This window comes from Acidipropionibacterium timonense (assembly GCF_900605005.1).
Taxonomy (GTDB): Bacteria; Actinomycetota; Actinomycetes; order Propionibacteriales; family Propionibacteriaceae; genus Cutibacterium; species Cutibacterium timonense.
In genome coordinates, this window is record NZ_LR027558.1 from 2,089,724 (window position 1) to 2,103,020 (window position 13,297).

General features: G+C 68.6%; 10 protein-coding genes. 1 reads left to right on the forward strand and 9 read right to left on the reverse strand.

Annotated features, from left to right (window positions below):
* Positions 1-143 precede the first annotated feature (143 nt).
* The gene (locus E0E30_RS09890; protein WP_130866131.1) at positions 144-1,361 is read left to right on the forward strand and encodes an integrase catalytic domain-containing protein; all 1,218 of its coding nucleotides are present in this window, start codon (positions 144-146) and stop codon (positions 1,359-1,361) included.
* A gap of 1,186 nt (positions 1,362-2,547) precedes the next feature.
* Here the strand turns inward: E0E30_RS09890 and E0E30_RS09895 are convergent.
* From E0E30_RS09895 to E0E30_RS09935, 9 genes are all read right to left on the reverse strand, one after another.
* Complete coding sequence (locus tag E0E30_RS09895) at positions 2,548-3,816, reverse strand: IS256 family transposase (RefSeq protein WP_130866132.1); 1,269 nt, start codon at positions 3,814-3,816, stop codon at positions 2,548-2,550.
* 353 nt (positions 3,817-4,169) lie between these two features.
* A complete protein-coding gene (locus tag E0E30_RS09900; protein WP_280953277.1) occupies positions 4,170-5,036 on the reverse strand; it encodes an HpcH/HpaI aldolase/citrate lyase family protein in 867 nt (288 codons plus the stop codon).
* Between the two features lie 95 nt (positions 5,037-5,131).
* Positions 5,132-5,908, reverse strand: coding sequence for a precorrin-6A synthase (deacetylating) (gene cobF, locus E0E30_RS09905; RefSeq protein ID WP_130866133.1), 777 nt, complete (start codon positions 5,906-5,908; stop codon positions 5,132-5,134).
* 21 nt (positions 5,909-5,929) lie between these two features.
* Complete coding sequence (locus E0E30_RS09910) at positions 5,930-6,904, reverse strand: polyprenyl synthetase family protein (RefSeq protein WP_130866134.1); 975 nt, start codon at positions 6,902-6,904, stop codon at positions 5,930-5,932.
* Between the two features lie 199 nt (positions 6,905-7,103).
* Positions 7,104-8,690, reverse strand: a complete 1,587-nt coding sequence (gene nuoN / locus E0E30_RS09915; RefSeq protein ID WP_130866846.1) for an NADH-quinone oxidoreductase subunit NuoN — start codon at positions 8,688-8,690, stop codon at positions 7,104-7,106.
* Positions 8,691-8,722: 32 nt separating this feature from the next.
* A complete protein-coding gene (locus tag E0E30_RS09920) occupies positions 8,723-10,234 on the reverse strand; it encodes an NADH-quinone oxidoreductase subunit M (protein WP_130866135.1) in 1,512 nt (503 codons plus the stop codon).
* 13 nt (positions 10,235-10,247) lie between these two features.
* Positions 10,248-12,137, reverse strand: coding sequence for an NADH-quinone oxidoreductase subunit L (nuoL, locus tag E0E30_RS09925; RefSeq protein ID WP_280953278.1), 1,890 nt, complete (start codon positions 12,135-12,137; stop codon positions 10,248-10,250).
* A 29-nt stretch (positions 12,138-12,166) separates the two neighbouring features.
* Positions 12,167-12,466: an NADH-quinone oxidoreductase subunit NuoK gene (gene nuoK, locus E0E30_RS09930; RefSeq protein ID WP_130866136.1), complete on the reverse strand. Its 300-nt coding sequence runs from the start codon at positions 12,464-12,466 to the stop codon at positions 12,167-12,169.
* Positions 12,463-13,293, reverse strand: coding sequence for an NADH-quinone oxidoreductase subunit J (locus E0E30_RS09935; protein ID WP_130866137.1), 831 nt, complete (start codon positions 13,291-13,293; stop codon positions 12,463-12,465). Before E0E30_RS09935 ends, nuoK begins: the two co-directional genes overlap by 4 nt.
* Positions 13,294-13,297 lie beyond the last annotated feature (4 nt).

Sequence of the window (13,297 nt, forward strand, 5' to 3'; positions counted from 1 at the left end):
ACCTTTGCGCCTCCGCCCGGGAGGACGTTATATCGCCCCAGTGGCAGTGTCAACTCCCCGACGAGACTCACGTAAAAGGTCCGGATGCGGCAGCACGTGCCTCAGATGAGGATGTCCGCGTACTGACGGTGTAGGCCCGGGCCATGGATCGGGAGCTGTCGATGGCCGCACGCCGTGAGATCACCAAGAAGTACGCCCACCAGTACCGGGCCGCATCGAAGAAGGACAAGTCGGTGCTGCTGGACTCCCTGACCGCCACCACAGGCTGGACCCGTGACCACGCCCGCCGCGCGATCCGGGCAGCCCTGACGCGGAAAGGTGCCGCGTCCCAGCAGAAGCGCCGGCCCCGGCCCCGCAAGTACTCCTACGACGCCGTGAAGGTCCTCCAGCACGTGTGGAGCGTGACGGGTCAGCCCTCCGGGAAGTACCTGGCCCCCGTGATGGACGACACCCTGAACAGGCTGGAACGCTTCAAGGAGTTCGGGAAAGTCACCCGCCGGGCCACCCCCGCGGTGCTGACCGAACTGCGCTCCATGTCGGCGGCCACCATCGACAGATACCTGAAACCCTTCAAGGACGCCGCCTCCCCGGCCGCCGGCCTGTCGGCCACCCGACCCGCCCCTCACATCCTGCGTGCCGCGGTGCCCCTGCGCACCAGCCTGGACGGGCCGATCACCGATCCCGGGCTGGTAGAGGTCGACACCGTGGCCCACTGCGGCCACACCCTGGTCGGGGAATTCCTGTGGACCTTGTCGGCCACCCTGCCCGTCTCCGGCTACACGGTCCTGACCACGGTCAAGAACAAGGCATTCGTCCACATCGGGGCCGGCATGGACCGGATCGTCGACCAGATGCCCGTGCCCGTGGCGGAGGTCCACGTCGACAACGGGTCGGAGTTCATCAACTGGGGCCTCATCGACTGGGCGAAGGGCCACGACATCGCGATGTCCCGCTCGCGGCCCTACAAGAAGAACGACAACGCCCACGTCGAGCAGCGCAACGGCGACTGGGTCCGCCGCCACGCCTTCAGATACCGCTACGAGACCGCAACCGAGCTTCAGCTGCTCAACCAATTGTGGCCCCCGGTGATGGCCCGCAAGAACCACCTACTACCCTGCGTCAAGGCCATCGGCTGGACCACCACCTCCGCGGGGCGCAAGAAGCGGGTCTACGACAAGCCCAAGACCCCTTACCAGCGGCTGGTCGACTCCCGTGTCCTGGACCCCGCCACACGGGCCCGCCTGGCAGCCGAGCACGACAGGCTCAACCCCGCCGATCTGGCCCGGCGGATCACCGACATCCAGAACCAGCTCATCCGCCTAGCCGAACGTCGCACCCAGACCGACCAACCCGCCGCCTGACTCATCTCCATCCGGACATTTCAGTTGAGGCAAGCGCTGCGCTCATCCGGACATCTTGACATGAGGCAAGACGCTCCCCGACGAGACTCACGTAAGGTCCCCGCGTGGTGGGGGCCCGTGCCTCACATGCTTTTCCCCGCGAAGGGGTGGGAGCGACGACGATCGGGGGTACGGACGTAGGGGGGTGTAGATGGATGCACGTGTCGCGGGGACCACGCGGCGTCGGCGAAGCTCGACGGCTGGGTCCTGGGCCATCTGGCCGAGGTCACGGGCTGGGACCGGGACCATGCCAGCGCCGGGATGCATTACCCCTGGGGCCGGGCAACGGCCGGTTCGACCGCTACCTGGCCCCGTCCGGCCGGTGACCCGATCCACGGCACACGACCACCGGACCCGGGGACCTCGACCAGGATGCGGCGAGCCGGTGACCAGGTCGAGGCCATACCCGGCTTCGTCGACGTCGACGCCCTCGCCCATTGCGGCCGGTGACGGGCGAGTTCTGTCGCAGCGTGCACGCCACCGAGATCCGCACCGGGTGCGTCGTTACCCGCTCCGGAGCCTGCACCTCGGTGTGGTCCGGCACGCGCCCCGCTCCGGAACTGGCAGGTTCATGGCATCGGAGACCCACTTTGCTCCCGACCCTGCGCACTGGCGACATCCGGGACCCACCTTGCTCCCGACCCTGCACACTGGCGACGTCCGGGACCGACTGTGCTCCGGAACCTGCACCTTGCTCCGAGAACCACCACTCCACCGTCCCCCCGAACCCACCAAGCGCCAGAAAATGCACCTTGCTTCTGAAATACACGGCGCAGAGTGCAGATTCTGGCGCAAGGTGACGACAAGGCGAGAAAAGGTGGTCGTTTCCGGAGCAGAGTGCCAGGACGCGGGAGCACCAGGTCGTTTCCGGAGCAGAGTGCCAGGACGCGGGAGCACCAGGTCGTTTCCGGAGCAGAGTGCCGAGGAGGCCAAGCCGACCGGTCGTTTCCGGAGCAGAGTGCGAGGTCAAGTCCCTTTGAGTGGTGTCACTTCGTCTGCTGGGTGGGGGTCAGGCGGTGAGGTGAAGTTGGGGTCTGGTGGCGTCGTGGTGGTCGGTGAGGGTGTGGATGAGTTTGCGCATGGAGGTGTCGGAGAAGTAGCGNGTCAAGTCCCTTTGAGTGGTGTCACTTCGTCTGCTGGGTGGGGGTCAGGCGGTGAGGTGAAGTTGGGGTCTGGTGGCGTCGTGGTGGTCGGTGAGGGTGTGGATGAGTTTGCGCATGGAGGTGTCGGAGAAGTAGCGGCGTTCGCCGTACTGCCATTCCTCGTGCTGTTCGATCAGGACGGCTCCGATGAGGCGGGTGACGGACTGGCGGTCGGGGAAGATCTGGACGACGTCTGCGCGGCGCTTGATCTCGCGGTTGAGCCGCTCGATGGGGTTGTTGGACCAGATCTTCTGCCAGTGCTCCCTGGGCAGGGCCGCGAAGGCCGTCAGGTCGGCCTCGGCGTCGGCGAGCATGTGGGCGATCTCGGGGAAGGAGCCGGTCAGGGAGTCGGTGACCGCTTGGTACTGGGCGGTGACGGCCTCGGGCGTGGTCTGGGCGAAGATTGTGGAGATCAGCGCGTTCACGGGCTTGGAGCGCGCCGACCCCAGGCGCTGGGTGACGTTGCGCGAGAAGTGCACACGGCACCGCTGCCAGGCCGCTCCCGGCAGGATCGCCTTGACCGCGGCCTTCAGGCCGGCGTGGGAGTCGCTGGTGACCATCGCGACCCCAGCGGGGTCCGCCGGAGAGGCGACCTTCAGGCCCCGCTCGCGCAGGGAGCGCAGGAAGCTTGTCCAGAAGTCGGTGGTCTCGGCGTCCCCCAGGCTGATCCCGAGGATCTCGCGGCGCCCCTGACCGGAGACGCCGGTGGCGACCACCAGGGCCTGGGAGACGACGCGGCCCCGCACCCTGACGTCGAGGTAGGTGGCGTCCAGGAACAGGTAGGGGAACCAGGTGTGGTCCAGGGGTCGGGTCAGGAACTGCGCGACGGTCTCGTCGATCTCGGTGCAGATCCGCGAGACCGTGGAGCGGAAGATGCCGGTGTCGTTGCCCAGGGCGCGCACCAGCTGGTCGACCTTGCGGGTGGACACGCCGTCGATCCAGGCAGTGGCGATCACGGCGTACAGGGCCTTGTCGACCCTCCTGCGTGGGGACAGTAGGGACGGGAAGAACGACCCCTCCCTCAGCTTGGGGATCGCAAGGTCCACCTCGCCGGCTGGAGTGGCCAGCGTCTTGGAGCGCGTCCCGTTGCGGCGGGTCGTGCGCTCCGGGGTGCGCTCGTGCGGGGCCGCGCCGATCCTCGCGGTCGCCTCGGCGTTGATCAGGTCCTGCAGCCCCGCCTGCAGCATCCGTCGGAACACGTCCGAATGAGCGAGGTCGGGATCGGTCAGGACTTCCTGAATCAGCGCGGACAGGGCAGACTGGTTGTGGGTCATCGTGAGATCACTTCTTTGCTTCTTGCCGGAAACAACAGGTCCTCCCACGATGACCCCTCTACGTCAACGCCGACGAGGGACCCGCAGGAAGTGACACCACACTAAGAGACGCACCCGAGTGCGACAGGTCCGGGCGGACTGGCCACAACGATGGCTTCGGCATCACGGACCAGGCCCTGTCCACGGCGGGGCTTCCTGCCGATCCTGTCGCTCCCCGCCGGCCCCGAGCAACCCGTGTGCGTGTGGGCCGTGACTACATGGCCCACACGCACGGAGGTCGGAGCACTTCGAGCTCCGAGGGGACCCAGCAGGGTGGGACACGGCCCAAACGCACAGCGGTCGGAGCCGTGAGCTCAGTCGAGGGGCTGGCCTGCCGCCTCGGCCAGGGCGAGGATGCGCTCGGCTTCCTCGACGTGGAGCTGCTCGATCATCCGACCGCGGTACGTCGCCACCCCGCCATTGCCGGCCTGCCAGGCCTCGATGAGGCCGCGGGCGTCGTCGATCTCGTCATCGCCGGGGGTGAAGACCTCGTTGGCCGGGCCGATCTGCGAGGGATGGACGAGGGTCTTGCCGTCGAACCCGAGCAGCCCGGCCTCGCGGGCCTGCTTGGTGAAGCCGATGGGGTCACGCACGTCGTTGTAGACCCCGTCGAGGATGACCTTGTCGGCGGCACGGGCGGCCAGGACGCAGGTCTGCAGGGCCGTGGCCAGCGGGGCCCTGCCGGGGACGTGCCTGGTGTGGAGCTCCTTGACGAGGTCGTTGGTACCCATGACGAGCACCTGCAGGCGTGGCGAGGCCTCGGCGATCGCCAGGGCGGACAGCACGGCCCGCGGCGTCTCGATCATCGCCCACAGGGCCAGCTGTGGGCCGGCACCGGCGGCCTCCATGTCGGCGACGATGCGTCGCACCTGCTCGGCCGAGTCGACCTTGGGCACGGCGATGGCGTCCGGGCCAGCGGCGACGGCCGCCGCCAGATCGTCGGCGTACCACGGGGTGTCCATGCCGTTGACCCGGATGACCACCTCACGGCGACCGTAGGGGTGCTCGGCGACGGCCCTGGCGGCGGCGGCCCTGGCCTCCGGCTTGGCCTCGGGGGCCACGGCGTCCTCCAGGTCGATGATGATGGCGTCGCACGCCAGGGTGCGGGCCTTCTCGAGGGCGCGGGCATTGGCGCCGGGCATGAAGAGGACGGAACGACGAGGACGCAGCACAGGATCCATGGACCCATTGTGCCGCAGGGCGGTCGTCGAGGACGCCCGACGGTGTCGATGGTCGGCAGAGCCTGCACGCCGCGACGGGACTGGCCGCCGAGCCCTCAGCGACGCCGCAACAGGTACGTGTCGAAGACCCAGCCGTGCTCGGCCAGGGCGGTGGCCCGGGTGGCGAGGATCTCGTCACGGACCTCCTCCAAGGGCCCGGACCGGAGGATCTCGTCGGGAGTGCCGATGTAGGCCGCCCAGTAGATGTCGATCCCGGTCGGGTCGATGAGGCTGAAGGTCTGCTTGCCGTCGAGCATGACGAGGACGTCGTCGACACCGACCGGCATGCCGCCCTCGAGCAGTCGGGCCGGGCTGATCTGGACGGCCCTTCCCTGACGGTTGATCGGGATCCGGAACCGCGAGGCCAGGGACAGCGAGGAGCTGATCCCCGGGATGACCTCGAGTTCGATCGGCACCTCACCGGCCTCGTCGACCTGCTCGATGAGCGATGTGACGATGGCCAGAGTCGACTCGAACAGTCCCGGGTCTCCCCAGACGAGGAACCCGCCACGCTGACCGTCGGCCAGGGCCTCACCGACCGCCCGGCTCCACTGCTCGAGGCGCTGGGCACGCCACGTGGCGACGGCCCGCGGGTAGTCCGGGGTCGACCGCCAGGGGCGGGGCGAGTCCTGCAGCTCGACGATCCGCAGCCCCGCGGCGTCCGGCCGGTGCCGACGCAGGATCTCGCGGCGGAACTCGACGAGGTCGTCGACGTCGTGCTCCTTGAGGACGACGAAGAGGACGTCGAGGCGCTCGATGGCGTGGACGGCCGCGAGGGTGATCCACTCAGGGTTGCCCGGGCCGATCCCGATGAGGTCGAGGTGTCTGGTCATGACGCTGTCCTGCCCCGACGCTCAGGACGAGCGGGTGACGACCTCGTCGCACAGGGCCTCGAGGGCCCGGCGGGACTCTCCGTCCGGCAGGGTCGACAGGAGGGACCGGGCCCGGTCGGCGCGTCGCTGGATCTCGGCCCGGGCCTCCTCGATGACGTGGTTGGACCGCAGCCCCGCCAAGGCCCGGGCCAAGGTGGCGTCGTCGGACAGGTCGGCGTCGAGCAGCCCCTGGAGCTCGGCATCGGCGGGGTCCGTCGAGGCGCGCAGCATGAGGGTCGGCAGCGTGGGGACGCCCTCGCGCAGGTCGGTGCCGGGGGTCTTGCCGGTGCGGGTCGAAGTGACGTCGATGATGTCGTCGGAGAGCTGGAAAACCTGCCCGATCTCCTCGCCGAAGCGGCCCAGGGTCTCCAGCACGGTGGCGTCGGCCCCCGAGACCATGCCGCCGAAGACGGCCGCCGCGGCGATGAGGGAGCCTGTCTTGTCGGCGACGACCGACAGGTAGTGGGCCAACGGGTCCTGCCCGTCCTGCGGTCCGCGGGTCTCGGCGATCTGTCCCTGGACGAGTCGGGCGAAGGTGCGGGCCTGGAGGCGCACGTAGTCGGTGCCCAGTTCGGCGACGACCTCGGAGGCGCGGGCGAAGAGGAAGTCGCCGACCATGATGGCCACCGAGTTGCCCCAGCGCAGGTTGGCCGACTCGGCCCCCCGTCGCATCGACGCCTCGTCCATGACGTCGTCGTGGTAGAGCGAGGCGACGTGGGTGAGCTCCATGACGACGGCCGCCCGCACGAGGTCGGCGTCGTCGACCGGCCCCCCGAACCGGGAGCACAGGACGACCAGGAGCGGGCGGAAGCGCTTGCCACCGGCGGAGATGATGTGGTTGGCGACCTCGGTGACGAAGGGGGTGTCGGCGCCGGCCTGGCGGGACAACTCGTCCTCGACCAGGGCGAGTTTGGCGGCGACGTCGTCGGTGAACTCGCTACTCACGTTCTGCGACACGGTACTCCTTGCCGTCGGGCCGCCGGGCGACCGAACGGATGGTCAGGACGAGCGCGGCGCCGGTGGGCACCACGGTCCCACCTTAGTGCCTGGCATCGGGACCTGCCCACCCGAGGCCAGCGACCCTCGGGACGGGCCCGGGAACGGACGAGGGGGTCGGGGCCACCGGCCCCGACCCCCAGCGCTCACCGGATCGGCCTCACCTCAGGAAGGTGGCCGCGTGGTTGAACATGTCGATGATCGGCTGCGGGAACAGGCCCAGGGCCAGGGTGCCCAGGGCGCAGACGACCAGGACGATCCAGCCGACGGTGCTCGGACTGCCCACCTCGACGTCCTCGGCCTGCTCACCGGGAGCACGGAAGAAGACGACGACGATGACCCGCAGGTAGAAGAACGCCGCCACCAGCGAGAAGATGACGCCGAGCAGGACGAGCCAGGCGAAGCCGCCCCGCCACCCTGCCAGGAAGACGACGAGCTTGCCGGTGAACCCGGCCGTGAGCGGGATGCCGGCGAAGCTCAGCATGAAGAGGACGACGAGCGCACCCAGAGCCGGGTGGGAACGACCCAGACCGGCCCACGAGGCGATCTCGGTCGACTCGCCGCCGGCCTTGCGCACCATGAGGACGATGACGAAGAACCCGATCGTCGCCAGACCGTACCCGGCCAGGTAGACGAGCACCGAGGACACCGACCCGGTCTGGCCGGCGGTCATGCCGGTCTGCACGGTGAAGGCGCCGACGACGCCGACGAGGATGAACCCGGCGTGGGCGATGGACGAGTACGCCAGCAGACGCTTCATGTCGGACTGGGCCAGGCCGACGATCGACCCGACGGCCATGCTGGCCACCGCGACGACCGCCAGGATGATCTGCCAGTCCCACCTCATGCCGCCCAGGGCGACGTAGAGGACGCGCATGAGGCCGACGAGGGCCACCATCTTCGTGGCGATCATCATGAACGCCGTCACCGGCGACGGGGCACCGGTGTAGACGTCGGGGGTCCAGTTGTGGAAGGGCACCGCACCGACCTTGAAGAGCAGCCCGACCGCCACGAGGATCATGCCGGCGGCCAGGAGCCTGGACCCCCCGGCCACGCCCATGACGGCCTGCGCGATGGCTCCGAGCTGGAACGAGCCGGAGGCCCCGTAGAGCAGCGCGATGCCGTAGAGGAAGATCGCCGAGGACAGGGCGCCCAGGAGGAAGTACTTGAGCGCCGACTCCTGGGAGACCATACGGCGACGTCGCGCCATGCCACACAGGAGGTAGAGCGGCAGGGAGAAGATCTCGAGGGCGACGAACATCATGACGAGGTCGTTGCTGGCCGCGAAGGCCATCATGCCGAAGATGCTGAAGAGCAGCAGCGGGTACACCTCGGTGTGCTCCTGGTGGGCCTCGACGGCTTCCTGCTCCAGCGGCGAGCCGGGGACGGTGGAGGCGCTGGCCACGAAGGAGGTCTGCACCCCACCCATCCGCTCGGCGAAGAGGGCGACCGTCCCCAGCGAGAACACCAGGAGCAGCAGCCACGTCGCGTAGGTCGGGGCGTCGAGGGCCAGGGAGCCCACGCCGGCCAGCTTGTAGCCGGCGTGCGTCCACCCGGTGAGCACCGAGCCGAGCGCGGCGAGCAGGACGATCGTCGTGAGGCCGAGCTGCACCGGACGGCGGGAGGCGCGGGGCACGAAGGCCTCGACGAGGGTCTCGATCGCGGCTCCCCCGACGACGAGGAACAGCGGCATGAGCGCCGACCACTCGATGTGGGGCGCCTGGATGTCCAGGGGAACGATCTGCATGGCGGTCAGGCCGAGGATCGCGGACTGGGAGATCACTTGACACCCTCCTTGACGACCGGGGCCGGATCAGTCATGCCGATGGCCGACATGGTCTGCTGGGCGACCGGTTCGATGACGTGCAGCATGGGCCGCGGGAAGAAACCGAAGACCAGGAGCAGCAGGACCAACGGCGCCAGGGCCGCCTTCTCCAGACCGTCGAGGTCGCGGTTGACGTGCTCGGCGGTGGCCTCGGTGACCGGCCCGGTCATCGTCCGCTTGTAGGCGAGCAGGACGTAGACGGCGGCCAGCACCATGCCGAGGGTCGACACGGCGACGTACACCGGATGACGCGACCACGACCCGGCCAGGACCATGAACTCACCGACGAAGTTCGACAGGCCCGGCAGGGACATCGTCGCCAGGCCGGCGAAGAGGAACAGCCCGGCGAGCACCGGGGCCGTCCTCTGGACGCCACCGAAGTCGCGCACGTCGGCCGAACCGCGCCGCCGCACAAGGAAGCCGAGGACGAGGAAGAGGGCCGCGGTGGAGAACCCGTGGTTGAACATGTAGAAGACCGATCCGGTGATCGACGTCGTCGTCACCGCGAAGATCCCCATGACCATGAAGCCGAAGTGGCTCACCGAGGTGTACGAGACGAGCCTCATGAGATCACGTGACGTGGCCGCCATGGCGGCACCCCACAGGACCGAGATGATGGCCAGGACGAGGACGAACGGCGTCGCCCAGTGGGAGGCCTGCGGGAAGAGCCCCAGGCACAGCCGGAGCATCCCCAGGGTGCCGATCTTGTCGAGCAGGCCCACCAGCAGGGTCGAGGCCCCGGGGTTGGCCTGTTCGGCGGCGTCCGGCAGCCAGGTGTGCACCGGCACCATCGGGGCCTTGACCGCGAAGGCGATGAAGAAGCCGACGAAGAGGTACTTGCCGATGGCTCCGTCGAAGGACACCTTCGCCAGGTCGGACAGGAGGAAGGTCCCGCCGTGGACCCCGACCCCGATGACCGCGAAGAGCATGACGAGCCCGCCGGCCAGGGAGTACAGGAGGAACTTCATGGCCGCGGCCCGACGACGGGGTCCGCCCCACCCGCCGATGAGGAAGTACATCGGCAGCAGGCTGGCCTCGAAGAAGAGGTAGAACAGGAGGACGTCGACCGAGGTGAAGCAGTAGATCGCCAGGCCCTCGGTCATGAGCGCCAGACCGAAGAAGGCGTTCGTCGACCACGGGGCGGTGCCATCGCCCAGGGTGCCCTCGCCGACGTTCCACTCGGCGAGCAGGACCACCGGCACGAGGATGACGGTGAGCAGGACGAGGGTCATCGACAGACCGTCGGAGCTCAGCGCGTACCAGGCTCCGATGGCGCGGATCCAGTGATGCGTCTCGGAGAGGTTCGTGCCGGTGGCGGCCATGACGAAGGCGATGATGCCCAGGACGAGGGTGACGACCGAGATCGCCAGGCCCAGGGTGCGTCCGGCACGGCCCTTGAGGGCGATGACCACGGCGCCACCGATGATCGGCAGCAGGGCCAGGATCGAGAGGATCGGGAAACTCATCTCATCTCCTCCCTCAGGCCATCCGGCCGAGGATCAGGACGAGGCCCACGAGGATGGCCCCGTAGACCATCGTCAGGCCGTAGGTGCGTACGGACCCGTTCTGGAGCTTGCGCAGGCCGCTGGAGGCGGCGGCGACCACCCCGGCCGAGCCCATGACGAGGCCGTCGAGGACGCCCTTGTCGAGGGCCCGGACGCCGCGTCCGGTGGCCCGTGCCGGGGTCAGGACGAGGACGTCGTTGACGGTGTCGCCGTACACGTAGTTGCGGGACGCCAAGGCCAACGGATTGCGCGTGGCCGGCTCCTCGTCGGGGACGTCCCGACGGTTGAGCAGCCAGCCCAGGAGGATGCCCAGGGCCACGACGACGAGGTTGACGATGCCGATGAGGCTCCAGTGGAAGGCCCCACCGGACTCGGCCTCGGCTCCGGTCGCCGGGGCCAGCCAGCCGAGGATCCAACCGTTCATCGCGAATCCCATGACGATCGAGAGGATCGCCAGGATGATGAGCGGCACGGTCATCGTCAGCGGCGACTCGTGCGGGTGGACGTCGTCGCGCCACCGCTTGGACCCCAGGAAGGTGAGGACCATGAGGCGGGTCATGTAGTAGGCGGTGATGCCGGCACCGATGAGGGCCAGCAGACCGAAGACCCAGCCCTTCTCCCAGGCGGCCTCGATGATGGGGTCCTTGGAGAAGAAGCCGGAGGCACCGGGGAACCCGATGATGGCCAGGTAGCCGCAGGCGAAGGTCCAGAAGGTCACCGGCATGACCCGGGCCAGGGCCCCGAAGTGGTACATGTCGGTGTCGTCCTCGGTGCCGTGCATGACCGAGCCGGAGCCGAGGAACATGTTGGCCTTGAAGGCGCCGTGGGTGATGAGGTGGAAGATCGCCAGGGCCGCGCCGGCCGGGCCGAGGCCCGCGGCGAGCATCATGTAGCCGATCTGCGACATCGTCGAGCCGGCCAGGACACGCTTGATGTCCTTGTGGGCCGAACCGATCCAGGCACCGGTGAGCAGGGTCACCGTACCGACGACGGCCACCGCCAGGGAGGCCGCGGCGGTGTGCGCGTAGATGGCGTGCGACCTCACGACGAGGTAGACGCCGGCCGTGACCATCGTCGCGGCGTGGATGAGGGCCGAGACCGGGGTCGGGCCCTCCATGGCGTCCATGAGCCAGGCCTGCAGCGGCACCTGGGCCGACTTGCCGCAGGCGGCGAGCAGGAGCATGAAGCCCAGCAGGGTGGCCCAACCGCTCGACAGCCCGCCGGCGGCGGCGCTCACCTTGGCGAAGTTCACGGTGCCGAACTGGGCCAGCATGGTGAAGATCGCCATCGTCAGGCCGAGGTCGCCGACGCGGTTCATGATGAACGCCTTGTTGCCGGCCGCGGCGGCCGCCGGGCGCTGGAACCAGAACCCGATGAGGAGGTAGGAGCACAGGCCCACGCCCTCCCAACCGACGAAGAGGATGAGGTAGTTGTCGGCCAGCACGAGGGTCAACATCGAGGCGATGAAGAGGTTGAGGTAGGCGAAGAAACGACGGCGGTCGGTGTCGTGGGCCATGTAGGCGATGGCGTAGACGTGGATGAGCGAGCCGACGAAGGTCACCAGGAGGACGAAGAGGATCGACAGCTGGTCTACGAGCAGGCCGACCCGCAGATCCCACGACCCGGTGTCGATGAACGAGTACAGCGGCACCGACACCGCCCGACGGGAGGCGTCCCGCCCGAGCAGGTCGAGGAAGAGGACGAGGCCGATGACGAAGGACACCATCGGGGCGACGGTGGCCAGCAGATGGCCCCAGGCGTCACTGCGGCGTCCCAGGACGAGCAGCAGGCCGGCGACGACGAGCGGCACGGCGATCATGAGCCACGACAGGCTGAACAGACCGTCGGCCGGGACCGGAGTCACGGATTCCAGAAGGTACACGCCGACACCCCTCAGAACTTCAACAGGTTGGCGTCGTCGACCGAGGTCGTGCGACGGGATCGGAAGATGGTGACGATGATCGCCAGACCGATGGTCACCTCGGCGGCGGCCACGATCATGACGAAGAAGGCACCGATCTGGCCGTCAAGGGCCCCGTGGACGTGCGAGAAGGTGACGAGCACGAGGTTGGCGGCGTTGAGCATGAGCTCGACCGACATGAGCGCGACGATCGCGTTGCGCCGCAGCAGGAAGCCGAGCATCCCGATGGCGAAGAGGATCGCCGACAGGACGAGGTAGTCGTTCGGGTTCATTCGAGCTCTCCTTCGACCTCGTGCCGGGCACTCGCGATGGAGGCGAAGGTGCTCTGGGTGGGCGCCTTGAGCTCTCCGGCGTCGATGATGCCGCCACGCGAGCGGATGGCCTGCGAGATGGAGTCGGGGGCGGGGGTGCCGTCGGGCAGCAGCGCCGGGGCACCGATGGCATTGCTCCGGGCGAAGACGCCGGGGCTGGGCTTGGAGGCGAGCTGCTCACCGCGGGTGAGGTAGGCCTCCATGCGGTCGGCCAGACGCTCCTTCTGGCCCTTCTTGCGACGCAGCCGTTCACCGTGGGCCAGGACCATGGTGCCGATGGCCGCGGTGATGAGCAGCGCCGAGGTCGCCTCGAAGGGGATGACGTACTGGGTGAAGATGAGCTCGGCCACCGAGTGGACGTTGTCCCCACCGGCCGCATTGGCCTTGTCGAGCCCGACCGCGGCGTCCTGCCCGATGCTCGCCACCGTCACCGCGTGGCCGACGGCCACGATGAGCATCGCCGCGATGCCCAGCGCGGCGACGACCGAGGCGACCCGGTGACCCTTGAGGGTCTCGACGATCGAGTCGGTGGTGTCGACGCCGACGAGCATGACGACGAAGAGGAAGAGCATGAGGATCGCGCCGGTGTAGACGATGATCTGCACGACGAAGAGGAACGGTGCCTGGAGGCTGGCGTACTGCACCGCCAGGCACACCATGACGACGGCCAAGGACAGGGCCGAGTGCACCGGCTTGCGGGCCAGGACCATGGCCAGGGCGGCCAGCACCATGATCGGCGCCAACAGCCAGAAGGCCACCTGGGATCCGGTGACCAGAGGTGCCACCATGAGC